We start from the raw sequence: 18,628 nt of genomic DNA, 5'->3' as shown, positions 1-18,628 counted from the left end.
GCAACACTTGTTAGACAGCCTTCGTATGTGTTAAATAGGATTATTGTTTACTGAAAATCCCGCGAAGTTTATCCAATGCTCTTCGTAATGGACTTTCTTCTGTAATGGCTTTTTGTTCTTCTTCAAGCTCGACTTCAACTTCTTTTGCTTTAGTGGCTTTAAGAGCTTCTTCCATGAAATAGCTTTGTGAGTCGACTGCAGTATATTCTGAACCTGATCGTTTGACATATTGAGCGTCTGCTTGCAAAACACGAGCTTTAACATTATCGTGTAGCTGCACTTCTAAAATATCGATAATGCGCTTTTTAACATTATCATCGATAATTGGGCAGGCGATTTCAACACGCTTTTCAGTATTACGTGTCATAATGTCAGCTGAACTAATATATATTTGTGTATCGCTATTCTTACCAAAGCAATAAATACGAGAATGCTCTAGAAATCTTCCTACAATGCTTACAACAGTTATGTTTTCAGTTTTGTCTTTAATTTGTGGTACAAGACAACATATTCCACGAATGATGAGTTTAATTGTTACTCCAGCGCAAGATGCTTCAGATAGTTTTGTTATAATTTCACGGTCGGTGAGAGAGTTCATCTTCATAATGATTTGTCCTTCTTCACCACGTTTTGTTTTTGCGATTTCTTCATCTATTAGTGCGACGATACCTGGCTTTAAGCTTGTTGGTGCAACTAATAAACGATCATATTGACCATCTAAGTTAGAAATGGCCATATTTTTAAAGAAGTTTGCTGCATCGTTTCCAATCTCTTCATTGGCGGTTATTAAACTTACATCGGTATAAAGCTTGGCAGACTTTTCATTATAATTACCAGTCCCGATTTGGGTTACATACTGTACTTTATTATTATCCCAATGGGTAATTAAGCAAATTTTCGAGTGAACTTTAAAGCCTTCGAAACCGTAGATGACATTACAGCCAGCTTCTTCTAGACGTTCTGCCCAATCAATATTGTTTTGTTCATCAAATCGAGCACGTAGCTCCATTAATACAGTAACGTCTTTATTATTATCCGCTGCTTCAGTTAAATATTCTACAAGCTTAGAATTGTTAGCGAGACGATAGATAGTGATTTTGATAGAAATAACCGTTTCGTCATAGGCTGCTTCTTTAATCATTCGTAGAAAGGATTCCATTTGTTCATAAGGATAATGTAGAATCACATCATGTTTCCGAACCTGTGTAAGCATGCTTTCACGTTTATTGACTGCCGATGAAGGTTGTGCTTCAAAGGCAGGATAGGATAGTTTTCGTACCTTTTCAAGTGGAAACTTATCTGCTAATGAAAACACATAAGACATACAAAGTGGAGCTTTACTTTTGAAAATTTGCTCTTTTTCAATGTTCAGTCGATCACGTAAATATTCAAGCAATTCATGGCTTGCTTCGTTTTGTACCTCTAAACGAACAGGAGCGAGACGTCTTCGTTTTTTTAGAATTTTTTTCATATGATGTCGATAGTCATCATCGTCAGCAAATACTTCATCTTCAGGGCTTATATCTGCATTTCGGGTAACAGCGATAATAGTTTTGTCTGTTACTTCAAACATATCAAGAATTTTATTTGTATATTCAAAGATGATTTTCTCCATCAGAATATAACGAACATTTTCTCCAGGAAGGAAGAGAACCTTTGGTAAGCTTTGCGGAACTGGTATGATTCCGAATGATGTTGTATCTTCCTTTTTGATCGTAACGATGATATGTAAAGATTTATTAGACAAATGCGGAAACGGGTGATGAAAGTCAACAATTTGTGGTGACAGTACTGGCATAATATACGTATCAAAATATTGTTCAACAAATTTTCTTTCTGATCCGCTTAAATCTTTCATACCAAGATGATATATATCTTCTTTACGAAATTGCTCTGTAATTTCAGTGAAAACCTGATCTCTTTGTTTATATAACGGTGCCACTGCTTTAAATATCTTCTTTAACTGTTCAGCTGGTGTCAAACCACTTTTGTTATCTACACGATTGCCTTTTAAAAGTGTTAAATCTGTTAAGCTACCAACTCGTATCATGAAAAATTCGTCTAAATTGCTTTCGAAAATTGAAACGAATTTCAAACGTTCATAAAGTGGAACGGACACATCAAAAGCCTCATCAAGAACTCGTTGATTAAATTTCAGCCAAGAAAGTTCTCGGTTTTGGGTATAGCTTAAATCATGATGTACTTTCGTTTTGACCATGTTCTTCACCTTCTTTTAAGACTTTACTGTATAGGTAACCTTCTCTTACTCCATATCCGCTTACATGAATCGTTTCACTTCCGAAATATTCGGCGATCGTATGAAGAATAAGTAGACCAGGGGTAATGGTATGAATTCGATCAGGAACGATTTGTAAAAGTCGATGCAACGTTTGCTTTTCGGGTTTATGCAACAGTGGTAGTATTTCTGAAATATTATCAACTGCCATTGTAAGACTTTGCTTCATTTCAAAAAGCTCATTGTTTAACTTTTTGGCTGCACGAATGGTTCCGCCAACACCACAAATGGTCGGAATTGGTTGTAACTCATCGAGTCCAAGCTTTGTTAATTCAAACAGAATCTCTTCTTTCATAGCTTGTTTTTCTTTTTTCTTTGGGAATAGTTTGTTTACATGTTTCGAAAAAAGACTTAATGAGCCGATAGGTAAGGAAACTGCTAAAGTTACTTTTGCATTATTATAGAAAGCGAGTTCGGTAGAACCTCCACCAATGTCAACCATCATACCGTCGGTTACTTGTAAAGCATGAGTTGCTCCAATGAAGTCAAGTTTAGCTTCTTCTTCACCAGTTATGACATCAACTCGGTGACCAATTTGTTCATAAATAACCCGCACAACTTCATCTGTATTTACAATGTTACGAAATGATGCAGTGGCAAAGATGAATATGTTATTAATTTTGAAATTTTCTAATATATTTATATAGTTATTAATAATCTCACAAGCTGTATTGATTCCGTTTGTTAATAGGTAACCATCTTTTACATATCCAGCTAGACCAGCTATTGTTTTTTTATGTAGGATGGATTTTACGTTGTCATTTTCATAGCTATAAATATTGAGCCGGATGGTATTAGAGCCAACGTCAATTATGCCGTAAATCATATTTATACCTCTTTTCGTTCAAATGTTTAATAATTTGTTTTTTTTTCATAACTTTCATTATATCGTTTATAATACCCTCTATTTGTGAAGATAATGTTTGGTTTTTGTTAATGTGCGTAAAAATTTAATATGCAAAAAGAGAGAGTGAAATATAGTAAAATTTCATTCTCTCTTTAAATGTTTATACTCTATTTTTTCTTAGAAGCGTTAACAGCAAGTAATAATCGTGATTTTTTCGTTCTCTTTGGTTTAAGACGAGGTATGACATACTTCGTAGTGGATTTTGTTTCATCTTGTACTGAAGAAGCTTGAGCTTCGACAACAATGATCTCATTTTGTTCTTTTTCCAAATTCACAGGTTTTTTATTTTCTTTTAATGCTTCTTCCATGAAGTAAGATTGACTATCTATTTTTTGATTGTTTAAGTTCTTACGTTTTTCATATTGCTTGTTATCACATAACAAGCGAGCCTTCACGTTATCTTGTAGCTGAATGTCTAATATGTGATAGATTTGTTGCTTCACTTGGGAATCGAGAATTGGACAGGCAATTTCTACACGTTTCTCCATGTTTCTCGTCATAATATCCGCTGAACTAATATACATATGCATACCTGGACCTTCGCCGAAGCAGTAGATACGTGAATGTTCTAAGAACCTACCTAATATACTTACGACAGTGATATTTTCAGTTCGGTCTTTAATACCCGGAACAAGGCAGCAAATACCGCGAATAATCAAATTGATTTTTACACCAGCACAAGAAGCTTCTGATAATTTCGTAATCATTTCACGGTCCGTTAATGAATTCATTTTCATGACAATTCGACCGTTGTAACCGGATTGAGCTTTCATGATTTCTTCGTCAATTAGGTTCATTAAACCCGGCTTCAAGCTGTTTGGTGCTACTAGGAGATGCGCATATTGTCCATCAAGATTAGAAATGGCCATGTTTTTGAAAAAGTTTGCGGCATCATTTCCGATTGCTTCACTTGCAGTCATAAAAGATAAATCCGTGTACATTTTTGAAGATTTCTCATTATAGTTGCCTGTGCCGATTTGGGTAATATATTGAATTTTGTTATTTACTAGATGAGTAATGAGACAGATTTTTGAATGCACTTTAAAGCCTTCGAAGCCATAAATGACAGTACAACCTGCATCTTCTAAGCGCTCAGCCCAATCAATATTATTTTGCTCATCAAAGCGTGCGCGTAACTCCATTAATACCGTTACGTCTTTATTATTCTCAGCAGCTTCAATTAATGATTCTACTAGTTTTGAATTATTTGCTAGACGGTAGATTGTGATTTTAATAGAAATAACATTCTCGTCCTGGGCAGCTTCTTTAATTAATCGTAAAAATGGTTCCATCGTTTCATATGGGTAGTGTAATACGACATCTTTCTTCTGTACCTGGCTAATCATGCTTTCGCGTTTGTTTACAGCAGCTGGCTGTTGCGGTTCAAAAGCAGGGTACGAAATTTCACGCGTTGTTTCCATTGAAAAACGTTCGTGTAAAGAGAAAACATAGGACATACATAAAGGCGCCTTGCTTTTAAATACTTGTTCTTTCTTAATATTTAAACGCTCGCATAAATAATCTAGTAATAAAGGATCGGCATCATTTTGCACTTCAAGACGAACGGGAGCAAGACGCTTTCGCTTCTTTAAAATTTTCTTCATATGATGGCGATAATCATCATCATCAGCGAATACCTCATCCTCTGGGCTAATATCTGCATTTCGTGTAACAGCGATAATCGTCTTGTCGACGATTTCGAACATATCAAACACAATATGAGCGAATTCTAGAATGATTTTTTCCATCATGACATAACGAACAGTATTACCAGGTAAGTACAGCACACTTGGCAGTGACTGTGGTACTGGTATCATTCCGTATGTTGTTTTGTCTTCATTTGCCATCATTACAATAATGTTTAAAGACTTGTTTGGTAAATGTGGAAAAGGGTGAAGCGTGTCCACGATTTGTGGTGAAAGAACTGGGAAAATATAATTCTTGAAATATTGCTCGATAAACTTTCTGTCTTTACCATCCAAATCTTTTATACTCATATGATAAATATCATGTTCATGTAGCTGCTCTTTAATTTCATTAAAAATTTTATCTCGTTGCTTATAGAGCGGTGCCACTTCTTTAAAAATCTTCTTTAGCTGCTCGGTTGGTGTCATACCGCTTTTCTTGTCGATACGACTTCCTTTAAGTAGTGACAGGTCTAAAAGACTGCCGACACGAATCATGAAGAATTCATCTAAATTACTTTCGAAAATACTAACGAATTTCAATCGTTCGTACAGAGGTACAGTTGGATCACATGCTTCTTCTAATACTCGCTGATTGAATTTCAACCATGAAAGTTCTCGGTTTTGTGTATAACTGATATCATATTTTTTCTTCGTTTTTGCCATAATCAGTACCTTCTTTCAAAACTCTAGTATATAAATATCCTTCACGAACACCATAATTGCTTACATGAATGGTTTCGCATCCATAATAAGTAGCAATTGTTTGTAAGATAATCATTCCAGGAATAATTGTATGCACTCGATCAGGTACAACTTGTAATACTTTACGTAGTGTTTTTTTATCTACTTTTTGCAATAAATTTAGTAGTTGAGAAATAGTAGCGACTTCAAATTCATTCGTTTCATTATCAAAAATTAAATTGTTTTGCAATTTTTTGGTTGCACGAATAGAACCGCCGACGCCACAAAGTATTTTATACTCTTTAAGAGTGGTTTCGCCTAGTTTAGTTAATTCAAGTAGTACTGCTTGTTTCATAGCTTCTTTTTCGGAATCTTTTGGAAATAGTTTTGAAACGTATTTAGAATAAAGGCTTAATGAGCCAATAGGGAGACTAACGGCTTTGATAATTTTGGCATCCTCATAAGTAGTAATTTCGGTAGAGCCACCACCAATGTCTACTAAAATACCATCTTTCACAGTCAATGCATGAGAAGCCCCAATAAAGCCAAGTTTGGCTTCTTCTTCGCCAGCGATGACATCGACAGGAAAACCGGTACGCTCTTTAATATTCCACACAACCTCATCCGTATTAACAATATTCCGCAATGATGCCGTTGCAAAGACAAACACATTTTGAATTTGAAAGTTTTCTACAATGCTTTTGTAGTTGCTTATAATAGTACATGCTCGCTCAATTCCTTTTGGCGATAAATAACCGTCTACGACATATCCGGCAAGACCTGCCATTGTTTTTTTATGTAACAAAGAAGTTACTAGTTTATTTTTATAAGAATAAATATTTAGGCGAATAGTATTTGAACCGACATCAATAATACTGTAAATCATTAACATCCCCCTTTTACAAGGTTAGAAATAACTATTTTTACAATAGTATCTATATTAACTCTAATATACTATCGTTCTTTTGTGAAGGAAAAACATGTAAAATACTTATAATGTTCGGAATTATGAAAATATATGGAAGATACGAGTTTAAAATTGGTTGAAAATATGAGCGGGGAATAAAATATATGAGTGGAGAACAAAAAATATGAGCAAAAAAATAAGACAAATCCGTGATGATTATTCATCACGGATTTGTCTTATTTTTGATTTGGTTGGTAATTCAATTCTTTAAATAATTCATTTCGCTCTGAATCTGTTAAATTACGCCATTGGCCAAGTTTTAGTCCTTTCAGGTGAATGTTCATGATTCTTATACGTTCTAAGGCGCGAACTTCATAGCCAAGTGCTGAGCACATGCGGCGAATTTGACGATTTAAACCTTGTGTAAGTGTAATGTTAAAAACATTTTTAGAGAGTTGCTTTACTTTACATGGAAGTGTGACTGTATCTAGTATTTCAACACCGCTTGCCATTTTCTTTAAGAAAGCAGGAGTAATGGGCTTGTCTACTGTGACAATGTATTCTTTCTCATGTCTGTTCTCTGCACGAAGGATTTCATTGACGATGTCACCGTCATTTGTAAGTAAAATTAAGCCTGTTGAATCTTTATCTAAGCGGCCAATGTGGAAAATTCGTAATGGGTGATTAACAAAGTCCACAATATTTCCTTTTATATGTCGTTCAGTTGTACTCGTAATACCGGCTGGTTTATTTAGTGCAAGGTACACATATTCCTGCTTTTCTTTTATTGGTTTGCCATCGATGCGGACATCATCACCATCTTCAGCTTGGCTTCCTAATTCGGCTACAACACCATTGATGGTTACTCTTTTTTCTGCAATTAATTTATCGGCACCGCGTCTAGAAGTTGCTCCAGACTCAGCGATGTATTTATTTATTCTCAATTGAAGCACACCTTTAATTAATATTTTATCCGGTTCAACTATTGCTCGGTGGAGAATGAGAGAAACCACCATCAAGCAAAGTTTCACTTTATGTTATTTAAGATACAGTATTTACTACCTCTATTACAAGAGAAGGCTGTCGATTGATTCGACAGCCTAAACATTATTCTTAAATAGATGCTTTTTCTATTTCACGCTTTTTCGCTAAACGTGAAGTTCTGATTTCTACACAAGAAAGTTTCTCACATTCTTTGAAAGCAAAGTGACGACAAGATTGACAAGTTTCATTAGAAATTAAAGTAATTCCATGCATGATTGCTGATTGTGTATCAGGGAAGAAGGCTTGTTCACCTAATTCCTCATATAATCCTGTTCGTTTTACAATTTCAAGTGGCTGATCATGCATACCCGAAATTAAGACACGGCAGTTGTTTTTTTGTAACTGCTGAATAATTTGCTTTAAGTTATTCTCTCCAGTTGTATCTAGATAGCACAATTTATTCATTTTCAGTAAAACGACTCGTGGCTGATAATGAATGGCATCTAACACATAATAAACAAATGTTTCAGCAGCTCCAAAGAATAACGAGCCTTCAACATCAAACATGCTAATTTGCGGACAGAAATGAGAATTCGATACTGCTGAAGGAGTTAGCTTACCAGCATCTGAATTCATGTCGGGTAATACATGATTAACGCGGAATACTTCACTCATTCGTTTCACAAATAGAATAATAGCTAGCAATAGACCAACTTCTACAGCAACCGTTAAGTTTACAAATACGGTTAGAATGAATGTAAGCATTAAAACAATTGAGTCTCCCGTTTTTGTTTTCAATACGTGCATAAATTCTTTTCGTTCACTCATATTCCAAGCAACAACCATTAAGACAGGTGCCATACTTGCTAGCGGAATTAATGAAGCGTAAGGTGCCAACATCACTAGTGTAATAAGGACAACTACACCGTGTATGATACCAGCAACACGAGTTTGCGCACCTGTTTTAATATTCGTTGCTGTTCGTGCAATTGCACCAGTTGCGGGAATACCACCGAATAATGGTGTCACCATATTAGCAATACCTTGGCCAATCAGTTCACGGTTACTATTATGACGCGTATTAGTCATTCCATCAGCGACAACAGATGATAATAATGACTCAATAGCACCTAGCATCGCTATTGTAAATGCAGGGCGAATTAATTCAACCACTTCAGAAAAGCTCACGTCAAAAAATTGAAACTTAGGTAGGGAGCTTGGGATGCTACCATATGCTGAACCAATTGTGGCAACTTTATCAGGGAAGAATACAATGGCAACTACGGTAGACAGCACAATACCAACAATAGCACCTGGCATCTTCGGTAAGAATTTGGGCGTGTAGATAATGGTAAATAAACATATTAATGCGATGATGATGCTATAAAGATCAATAGTTGAAAAATGAGTAATGATTTCATGAACATTTTCATGGAAATATTCTTTGCTTGCAACACCATCTAAGCCAAGGAACTTAGAAACTTGCCCAATGAAAATCGTAACAGCAATACCTGTAGTAAAGCCGATTGTTACTGGACGTGGAATATATTTAATAAGCACACCTAATTTAAATACACCCATTAATACTAGAATAATCCCAGCCATAAATCCTGCAACTAATAAGCCATCATAGCCATATGTAGCAACAATTCCGAAGAGCAGGGGGATAAAGGCTCCGGTAGGCCCAGCTATTTGGAAGCTAGAGCCACCAAAGATGGAAACAAGAATTCCGGCAATTATTGTTGTATAAATTCCGTATTCGGGATTTACACCTGATGCAATAGCAAATGCCATTCCAAGGGGAATGGCAATAACGCCAACAATAATACCGGATAGCAAATCTTTCTTAAACTTTGTAGTAGAATAATTGCTAAACCAGTCGGCGAACAATCTTAAATCATCTCCTGAATGTTAGTAATTTCATAATTTGAACATACAAATGTTACTCCTGTTTGACTGGATTTTCAATGGAAAATTTGTGAACCATTGAGCTTGTTAGTCTCTTTTAAAAATGGTTTCTCCATTTTTTATGGTCTGTAAAACGGTAATATCTTTAATCATCATCGAATCAACTGTTAATGGGTTGTGATTTAATATAACGAAATCTGCATGTTTTCCTTCTTTAATTGAACCCTTTAAGTCTTCTTCAAAATATTGATACGCAGCATTAATTGTTACACCTTTTAATGCATCAAGTGGGCTGATTTTTTCAAATTCACCGATGAAAACGCCAGCCTTTGTAACTCGATTAACTGCACACCATATTGTATGAAGCATATCAGGAACAACAACGGGTGTATCTTGATGAAAGGTGTAACATAACCCATTTTCGATTGCTGTTTTCGCTGGGCTAATACGACTTGCTCTTTCCATACCTAAGTTTTTTATATGTACATCGCCCCAATAATACGTATGTTCAATAAAAAAGGATGGAATCATGTTAATTTGTTTCATGCTTACTAATTGATCATAACGAACAGTTTGAGCATGAATCATTACTGGTCGATTAGATTGATTATCTTTTCTTTCATGTAATACTGTCTCAAAGTTGTTAATCAACTGATCACAAGCGGCATCACCGTTACAATGAGTTAGTAATTGCATTTTTTCATCAAGCGCAGTTTGAATAAATTTTTGGACTTCTTCGTCTTTGTAAATTGGATAGCCACAATAACCGTCTTTTTCATTTCCATAAGGCTTTGTAAGCCAAGCTGTTTTTCCTTGCGGTGACCCATCAAGAAATATTTTGTAACCACCAATTTTAAAATGATTGAAATAAGAGCGGTAACGTTGATTCGAGTCTGCTAAATCCTTGCTGTTTTTTAAATCTACATAGCCAATCACGTCTATTTTCAAGCGGTTTTCATCTGACATTTGTTTTAATAAGTAAAATTCTTTACCATTTACAATTCCTTCTTGAGCTGTTGTAATACCATAACTACAATAAATGTTTTGTGCTTCATCAATTAGCTGACATACTTCTTCAATAGAAGGTTGTGGGATTTTTGCAGAGTTTTGAATGAAGGCATTCTCTTCTAAGTAGCCATTTGGTTCATTGCTAGAATCTATTCGACCAATAACTCCGCCTTCAGGATTTAGGGTGTCACTTGTAATCTGTATCTCTTGTAAAGCAGGTGAGTTCATGACGCCCATATGTCCAGATGCATGAGAAATTACGATAGGATGCTTTGTTGATACTTGGTCCAAAACTTCTTTCGTTGGATGTTTCTTCTCCATTAAGTCGTTATTATCATAACCGAAGCCGATAATCCATTCGCCTTCCTTTAGTGAATGACTTTCTTGAAAAATTTGTAATGCGCTAATAATGTCAGCAAAGCTTTTCGCATCATGGAGAGGTACTAATTTAAGTGTAGTAGCAAACGCTGTTAAATGACTATGCGGATCAATAAAGGATGGAAGCATGGTCTTGCCATTTAAATCAATCATTTCTGTTTTTTCTGTCTTGTGGGTAAATACTTCTTCCTTCGTCCCTACATGTTGAATCATCCCATATCGGGTGAAAACAGCTTCAGCGTATGTATCTTCTTCCATTGTTATGATTTGTCCGTTATAAAAAATTTGTTCTTTCATATGTATCTCCTTCACGATTTCTCTAATGTAAGTATTTATTTTGCACAGTGAAAATATGCATGTACTAGGTATTCATATACCGAATCATTTAACACGTATGCCAAATCGTGAGTTATTTGCTTCTGAGATGCTACAGTATGCAAAAAATCATATGAATGATCGATGTGTTATTATTGGTGACTATAACATGAGTATGCTTGCAGATAGTGAAGGTCCTGTATTAAGTTGTACAGAAAAATTAGTGGAATTACATGGATTAGGTTGGATTGATACTTGGCGATTTACGCATTAAAACTCGAATGAATATAGCTGGCGTAATTTACTAGGTGACGGCTTTCGTATTGACCATGCTTATATTTCACCTATGTTGGAGCAAAGTTTACATCAATGTTATTTTTCTCATCAAGAGCGTTTCGATGAAATATCTGATCACTCTGTATTGATTGTGGATTTAAAAGTATAAAGTTAATTTTAATTAAATTCTTAATAAATCTACTTGGCTAATGAGCAAATTTATCCATTTACTTTCAAAGTAGGTATATACTGAATGAACGGATGTAAGAGAATGTTAGACAAAGGGGTCGTTAGAATGATAGAAGGATTAAGAAAAGCAGTCGATCATTTAGCCGAGCAAGAATCAAAAAGTTTATTAATGACGATTTTGAGTGGAATAGACGTATATAATGAACAACAATTCTTTGATAAGATTAAACATGTTAGAGAAGAATTGTTGAATGAGTATAACAATCAAGCAGAACAGCAGGTAGGGAATTTCCATACGGTTCATTTCACATTTAGCCGTTCTACTTCTGGAAGCTTGAGACAAGCTCTTCAACAAATGAAGAAAAATAATGAAGAGAAAGTCATTTCATTTGCTGATTTGTTCTCTGTTGGTCCAATTGGACGATTGCAGAAGCAAAGTGGCTTTGTTCAGAGATATGATTGGTTGCAAAATCATTTTCATCATGCTAGTGATAAGCTTGAAGATTTCTTCAACTACTATACAATCACGCTTCTTGCAATCAATCGAATCTCTGAACATATTCGCATTGTTATTTGGAGTGGAGATAATGCTCAAGAACAAACTGGTCTAGCTTATTTATTGTATCTATTAAGAGAGAAAAAAAATAATATTATTATAATGAATGTGTCTGATAAGCCAGGCGATACACTTAACCTAAAGCATACAGCTCAAATACCTGTAGAAGCTTATCAGGGGATTTTTGAAGAAATTAAAACCATAAATCCTTTAACAGATGATGAACGATATGAATATGAACAAGTATGGGAACAGCTAACAGCTACAGAAGAAAAATTCCGTATTATGCAAGAGGGAAAGATTCTAAGCGTAACAGAAGATTATTACGATGCATTAATTATGGAAACGGCAAAAAAACTTCAAAGTGAGCTAAGTGATGGAGAGTTTATAAAAGCTGCAAGATTAGTAGGTGAAGTCATAGATAGTGTGGAGGAATATGTTGGTGAGGCGTATACCGAGTATAGACTTCGATATTTAATCAAAAAAGGCGCTTTTGAAAAAGAAGGTAACATGAAAATGATGAGCCTATATAGCGTTAAGTTAAAAGCATAAGAGAGAGGTTGTCCAGAGAGAAATGGACAACCTTTTTTTAAAAGATATGAATGTATATAATTTTGTGGGGTGTCTAACCTTACACCTGCTATGCTCTTTTTTGATTGGGAGTAAATCAAAAAAGAGCATAAACATCAAGCAAAAAAGACCGGTGCCGGTTTTTCTTATTGTCTAGCTTCAGCGCCCAGAGACTAGTAAACTTCACTCTCTTCCCTACGATAAGTCAACATCGAATCGCCTATCGGCTCTTCGTGTTTCCTTTATCCAAAGGATGAGAGCTCCAGTTTATACGTCTCTAAACGGGCGCTTGCACTTTTCTTAAATTATTTCACAATATTATAGTACTGTGCTACATCAAAGCCTTTGGCATTGTAATAATCAAGCAACCCTAGAAAAATAGCTTCAGCGGCTTTTTGACGATAAGCAGGAGAGTTTAATTTCTCGCTATCAGCCTTTGTATCCATGAAAGCTAATTCCACTAACACGGCAGGCATTTGATTTTCACGAATAACATGAAAGTCTCCATGCTTTATTCCACGATCTCTTGTTTCAAGTGCTACAATTAATCGCTTTTGAATAAATTCAGCTAACATTTTACTATCGGAAACATAAGGATTAGTGGCCGCTTTACTTGCTTTACCCCAGTAATAAGTTTCGCTACCTGTTCCACCGCCACCATTCGCATGAATGCTAACGAATGTATTACCTTTTACACTAAGTGCATATGGTACACGGTCTTTAATGAGATCTAATGTTACATCTGTTTCTCTCGTATACTTTACGTTTAATGGTGTTTGGATGAGTAGTTTTTTTAATAGTAGACTTGTATCTAATACAATATCTTTTTCTTTGAGCCCAAAGCCAACTTTACCAGGGTCAGTTCCACCGTGACCAGGATCGATGACTAATGTTTGCGAAGTAAGTGACTGAGGGTTTGCATTTCCGTTGTCTATACTATCATTGTTGCTATTGTCATCTGAATTGTCCACACTTGTTGCTAAGTAATAGTTGGATGCAAAACCAATTACATCATTACTTGTTTTCACAAGTGTCCAGTTTCCAACATTGTAACTGGTTGTTACTTTCTCTTCTTTGTTTAGTGTTCCAACTACGCCATATTCAGTCGATGGACCTTTTCTCACATTTAAAGAATTTACATTGACATATTTCTCACTACTGAATGAAGTTGTTGGTTTCGAACGAAGTTTAAAATCAATAGCTCTTGCAAGAAATATTGCTGTTTCTTCTCTCAATGCGCTACGCGTTGATCCGAATGTTCCATCTTCTACACCTTGATCAATGCCTCTTGAAATTATGGCTTGTGCAGCTCCAGAAGAGGAGTTTCCAAAGCTATAACCGAACGCTTTGCAAATCATAATAGCCATTTCGCCGCGAGTTACTAGTCCATTAGGTTTGAATGAACCATCTGAGTAACCAGAGATAATATTCTTATCAACAGCAGCTTGAATGTATCCAGAGGCAAAATTACTCACGCCAACATCTTTGAATTTTGTTTTTCTTTGTGTACCATCAAGGTCGAGAGCTCGTCCTAACAACGCAGCAAACTGAGCACGAGTAACATTACTTTTCGGCATAAAATTACCGTTTGCATCTCCACTAGTAATCTTTCCCTGTGCTAAATATGTAATTTCATTATAAGCGCGATGATTTGGACCAACATCCTTAAATATAGTTGCTGCTTTTGATAAGCCGCTGCCAATTGTAAGAATCGTTGACGCTACTAATATAAGACAAAAAAGTATTTTTACTGCAGATTTCATTCATTCCACCCCTCTTGAATTTCCATATGTTTCTATTTTATCACAAACTTCGACAAGGAAGTGGAAGGAATTGTATGAAATGTTAATGTGTTGATTTGTGGAAAAAAGTGAAGTAGATAGATTATCTTGAATATAAGAAGAGGAGGCTGTGTTTACACAGCCTCCTGGACATTAACTTGCTTGCTTCACTGAAGAAGCGGTTTTCACAACTGGTCTTGTGATGGAATAAATGGCGAATAAAAAGGCAATGACCACAATTCCACTACCGAACCAAGCTGTGTGCGAAACTGGATAATGTTGAATAACGACACCACCAACTGCTGAACCTAATGAAATCCCTAGTTGTAAAGCAGATTGGTTAAAGCTTTGCTGAATACCTGCAGATTCTGGCGCTGTTTGAATTAAATAGCTTTGTTGCGCAGGAGAAAGTGCCCAACTTAACATTCCCCATAGAATAAGCGCTATCGGAAATAGTAAAGTAATATTTGTTGAAAGTGGTAAGACGAATAGAACAACAGCGAATGTACCTACAAATAGTAAGATACTTTTCTTTGCACCAAATCGATCGGCAATTACACCACCTAAACCACCACCACAAACAGCAGAAACGCCAAATACAAAGTAAGCAACACTAATCATGAAAGCATTCACGTTCATTGTTGTTTGCAAGAATGGTGTGAAATAAGCATAAAGAACGTAGTGACCCGCTAATACCAAAATTGTAACAATATGGGCACTGATGATTTTCATGCTTTTTAATGAAGCTAATTGTTGACGTAAAGGTATCATTTGTTCAGGCGGAAGATCATCAATATAACGATGAATAATAGTGGCCGAAATAATACTTAATGCTGCAATAATAAGGAAGAGAATTCTCCATCCGAACATTTCTCCAATTAATACACCGACAGGCACACCTAATACTAGTGAGCCACTGATTCCCATGGAAATAACACCGATTGCTCGCGCTTGATATGCTGGTTTTACAATTTTGGCTGCTATCGTTAGTGATAGAACAATTAGTAATGAAGCACTAAGCGCTGTAAATATACGAGCCAGCATTAGTACTTCAAAATTAGGACTCATAAAAGCTAATATATTGCCGATGAAAAAGGCTACTAATGATATAAGATACAGCTTTTTACGTTCAATTTTCGCTGTAAGAGCTAATAAAATTGGACCAGAAATAGCTAGTACAAGTGCAAAGGCAGTAATTAGCTGACCAGCTGCACTTAGAGAAACATGTAAATCCTCAGAAATTAAAGGTAAAATACCACCAATCACAAGCTCAACCATTCCAACAACAAAGACGGAAATGGCTAATATATATACTTTAAAATTCATTTATAATTCCGCTCCTTTTACTTTTACCACTACCGTGGTAAAAAACTACGTATTACATCGTAACTGATATTGAAGCGATTGACAAGCTAATAATGAAGTAATGTTTGCAAAAAAAATAAGCCTATATAAACTGGGCTTATTTTTTAACGTTAATATCGTAGCTTTACGACGAAATCCATAATTTCTGGATCTTGCTTAATTGTATCTTTGTATTTGCCAAGAATTTTTGTAAGTACAATATCATGATAGAAGAACTCTTCGAAGAATTTTACAAACGGATGTGACATTGTTCGAATTGCTTGCCAAGAGTCATCCTCAGAGGTTGCGAAAATGAGTTCGGAATCATCCACTATTATTAAATAGAATGGTTCCAGATGAACATCTTTTTCAGTAGGAATGAAATAGTAGAGATTGGTTAAGTTTGCTTGAATTTCGCCTACCGCATGTACTTCAACATCAATACCTTGTTGTTCTTTTGCTTCTAGCATGGGTAAGTAATTAAGAAGACCATTACTCCAGCCAGAAATGCGAATAGAATGTTTCGCTTCTTCAATGAGCTTTTTCATTTCAGCTTGGATAGAAGCTTGTAATTTAAAGCTCCAGACACGATCATCTGAAAATGTTTTCTTTGCCGTTTTTTCTTTGAACTTCTCAATATTTTGCTGAAACTCAGCTGTTAGTCGTTCTACGGCTATTTCAAGAGAAAGGGCAGTGTACATTTTCTTCTTTTCTGAAATAGCTTCCATTATCATACCTTTATCGATCATTCGGGATAATACTTCATATATCTTCGCTTTCGGAACACTTGAATGCTTTGCAATCATATTTACATCCATCGGCTGATTGCTAGAAACAAGGGTTTCGTATACTTTGCTTTCATATTGGGAAAAACCAAATTCTTTTAACATAAGTCCTCCTAAGTACAGAACAAGTAACATTGTTAACTCTACTATAAATTTCTGAGAGAAGATATACAAGGTGTAAAGATGAAGAGGGGATTATAAACAACTCTCTTATAAAAGTAGTTTTAGATTTGTATGTGAAATTTTTAATCTTAGAGAAGAGTGAATATGTATAAGAAGATAACAAGATTATTCAATGTTAGTTTAGAGAATAAATACTCCGTCTTCTTATCCAGTTAGTTTTATGAAGTCATAATAACAGCGAATGCAAGTTGGCATCCGCTGTTATTATTTATTAGGTAATGAATTGTGGTGGTAGGCCGCATTTATTGTTGTAATACTTATAGGGAGATATTATATTTAACCTCTTTGCTTTTTGCAATTCTTAACATATTTATTTGTCACAATCAATAATCCTTTGACATTTCCTCTGATTTATACATAAAACAAAGCTATGAAAAAGGATATGCCTTTATAAAGCTTTTCTTAGAAACACGTGATTTTTGTACTATTCTGTTCTAATGAAAAATCATTCATGCTTAATTTTTCTAGTAACCATAGCAACCAACCACCATTTACTCTAATGAGAATTGTAATAATCTCATCACTTTTCTATACCCTTTAGACAAAGAAATAATCATTATTTTATAAAATTTGTAAATATGTATTAAATAACAGAGAAAAAGTCTATAATATTTACGGAAAGTTTAGAAAATTATGTTAATTGTCGTTTTCAGATTAGAGAGAGAAGGGAAAGTATGGCTCAAACGAAATATACATTATGGAGTTTATCTTTTGTTCAAGTCATTTTAATGACGTTTTTATTTTTTCTTTGTATGCATATGTTAAATGCTTCGTTTCCAGTGTATATCACTAATATTCATCATAATCCAGCCATTGGGGGTATGATGATGACCGCCTTTATGATTGCATCTATTGTTACTCGTCCATTTATAAGTATGGCATTACATAAAGTAAGTATGAAAAAAACAATTATATTGACGTTAATCGGGATATTTATTTGTATTGCTTTAAGCTATAATCGCTTTTCATTACCTTTTCTGTTAGTAATAAGAGTATTAGAAGGAATAGGATTTGGAATTATAACGACGATATTAGCGACAATGGCGACGACTATTGCTCCAAAGAATCGGTTAGGGGAAGGTGTGGGGTATTTTGGAATGGCAACTAGTTTAGGGGCTAGTTTGTCACCAGTGGTTGCCCTAGCTCTTTTACACTCAGCTTCATTTAATACCATATTGATTGTAACATTTCTAATTGCTGCTTGTATTTTAGTTTGTTGTTTATTACTGAGTGATGTTCAGCTAATGATAGAACCAACAGTTGAGAAACGGACATTCGTTAGTGCTATTTATGATAAAAATGCGTTGCTTCCGAGTTTACTTGTTTTCTTTCTATGTGTGACATTTGGTGGCGTATTTAATTTTATAGATGGTCTTGGTGGAGAAGTAGGCTTAGGTGCAAAGGTTTCTTGGTTCTTTCTTATTTTTATGATTATCATGCTTTTTATCCGGCCTATTTCGGGGAGGATTTTTGATAAGAAGAGTCACGAAGTATTGATTTATCCAGCTGGAATTTGTGGAATTGCTGGCTTAATGTTGCTCTCTATGACGAATCATTTATGGATATTAATAATCGCTGGGGTATGTTACGGGATTGCATACGGAACGATGCATCCTACGCTGCAGGCTTGGGCTGTGAGAAACGTGAATGTAAGTAAGAAAGGGACAGCCAATGCGATGATCTTAACATGTATGGATTTAGGGATGGCGATTGGTTCGCCAACATTGGGGATGATTGCTAATCATTCCGGCTATCGAGTGATGTACGGTTATTCATCCATATTTATTGTTGTGCTCTTATTGATTTATTTGGTAGCTAGTCGAAGAAATGCAGTAGTAGTAGGTACAAAAAAACAAAGGTCAGTTTAGGCCT

13 protein-coding genes are annotated in these 18,628 nt (G+C 35.3%); 3 read left to right on the top strand and 10 right to left on the bottom strand.

What is annotated here, in order from left to right; genetic code table 11:
* Positions 1-40: 40 nt before the first annotated feature.
* From ppk1 (TX86_RS13725) to TX86_RS13695, 7 genes are all read right to left on the bottom strand, one after another.
* Positions 41-2,218: a polyphosphate kinase 1 gene (gene ppk1, locus TX86_RS13725; protein WP_042349346.1), complete on the bottom strand. Its 2,178-nt coding sequence runs from the start codon at positions 2,216-2,218 to the stop codon at positions 41-43.
* A complete protein-coding gene (locus TX86_RS13720) occupies positions 2,193-3,122 on the bottom strand; it encodes a Ppx/GppA phosphatase family protein (RefSeq protein WP_052343671.1) in 930 nt (309 codons plus the stop codon). The genes ppk1 (TX86_RS13725) and TX86_RS13720 overlap by 26 nt, the downstream gene beginning before the upstream one ends.
* A 188-nt stretch (positions 3,123-3,310) precedes the next feature.
* Complete coding sequence (ppk1, locus tag TX86_RS13715; protein WP_042349345.1) at positions 3,311-5,554, bottom strand: polyphosphate kinase 1; 2,244 nt, start codon at positions 5,552-5,554, stop codon at positions 3,311-3,313.
* Positions 5,529-6,458, bottom strand: coding sequence for a Ppx/GppA phosphatase family protein (locus TX86_RS13710; protein ID WP_052343670.1), 930 nt, complete (start codon positions 6,456-6,458; stop codon positions 5,529-5,531). Before TX86_RS13710 ends, ppk1 (TX86_RS13715) begins: the two co-directional genes overlap by 26 nt.
* A 257-nt stretch (positions 6,459-6,715) precedes the next feature.
* Complete coding sequence (gene rluF / locus TX86_RS13705; RefSeq protein ID WP_042350485.1) at positions 6,716-7,423, bottom strand: 23S rRNA pseudouridine(2604) synthase RluF; 708 nt, start codon at positions 7,421-7,423, stop codon at positions 6,716-6,718.
* 169 nt (positions 7,424-7,592) lie between these two features.
* Entirely contained in the window at positions 7,593-9,353 is a 1,761-nt protein-coding gene (locus tag TX86_RS13700; protein WP_042349344.1) for a SulP family inorganic anion transporter, read from the bottom strand.
* A 105-nt stretch (positions 9,354-9,458) separates the two neighbouring features.
* A complete protein-coding gene (locus TX86_RS13695; protein WP_042349343.1) occupies positions 9,459-11,054 on the bottom strand; it encodes an amidohydrolase in 1,596 nt (531 codons plus the stop codon).
* 40 nt (positions 11,055-11,094) lie between these two features.
* On the opposite strand from TX86_RS13695, the gene TX86_RS25800 reads away from it, so the two are divergent.
* Together TX86_RS25800 and TX86_RS13685 are read left to right on the top strand one after the other, a co-directional pair.
* Complete coding sequence (locus TX86_RS25800) at positions 11,095-11,346, top strand: hypothetical protein (protein ID WP_154663113.1); 252 nt, start codon at positions 11,095-11,097, stop codon at positions 11,344-11,346.
* Positions 11,347-11,643: 297 nt separating this feature from the next.
* The gene (locus TX86_RS13685) at positions 11,644-12,645 is read left to right on the top strand and encodes a DUF1835 domain-containing protein (RefSeq protein WP_042349342.1); all 1,002 of its coding nucleotides are present in this window, start codon (positions 11,644-11,646) and stop codon (positions 12,643-12,645) included.
* Positions 12,646-12,968: 323 nt separating this feature from the next.
* On the opposite strand, the gene TX86_RS13680 is transcribed toward TX86_RS13685, so the two are convergent.
* From TX86_RS13680 to TX86_RS13670, 3 genes are all read right to left on the bottom strand, one after another.
* Positions 12,969-14,426 (bottom strand): N-acetylmuramoyl-L-alanine amidase, encoded by a 1,458-nt coding sequence (locus tag TX86_RS13680; protein ID WP_042349341.1) that lies wholly within the window; start codon positions 14,424-14,426, stop codon positions 12,969-12,971.
* A 171-nt stretch (positions 14,427-14,597) separates the two neighbouring features.
* Positions 14,598-15,770: an MFS transporter gene (locus TX86_RS13675; RefSeq protein ID WP_042349340.1), complete on the bottom strand. Its 1,173-nt coding sequence runs from the start codon at positions 15,768-15,770 to the stop codon at positions 14,598-14,600.
* 149 nt (positions 15,771-15,919) lie between these two features.
* Positions 15,920-16,678, bottom strand: a complete 759-nt coding sequence (locus tag TX86_RS13670) for a TrmB family transcriptional regulator (RefSeq protein WP_042349339.1) — start codon at positions 16,676-16,678, stop codon at positions 15,920-15,922.
* 752 nt (positions 16,679-17,430) lie between these two features.
* Between TX86_RS13670 and TX86_RS13665 the strand changes: the two genes are divergently transcribed.
* Positions 17,431-18,624 (top strand): MFS transporter, encoded by a 1,194-nt coding sequence (locus tag TX86_RS13665; RefSeq protein ID WP_042349338.1) that lies wholly within the window; start codon positions 17,431-17,433, stop codon positions 18,622-18,624.
* The last annotated feature ends 4 nt before the right edge of the window (positions 18,625-18,628 follow it).

This window comes from Bacillus massiliigorillae, assembly GCF_000380245.2.
GTDB classification, from domain to species: Bacteria; Bacillota; Bacilli; order Bacillales; family DSM-1321; genus Bacillus_AD; species Bacillus_AD massiliigorillae.
The sequence above is the reverse complement of the archived record's forward strand: the minus strand, read 5'-3'. Positions and strand labels throughout refer to the sequence as shown.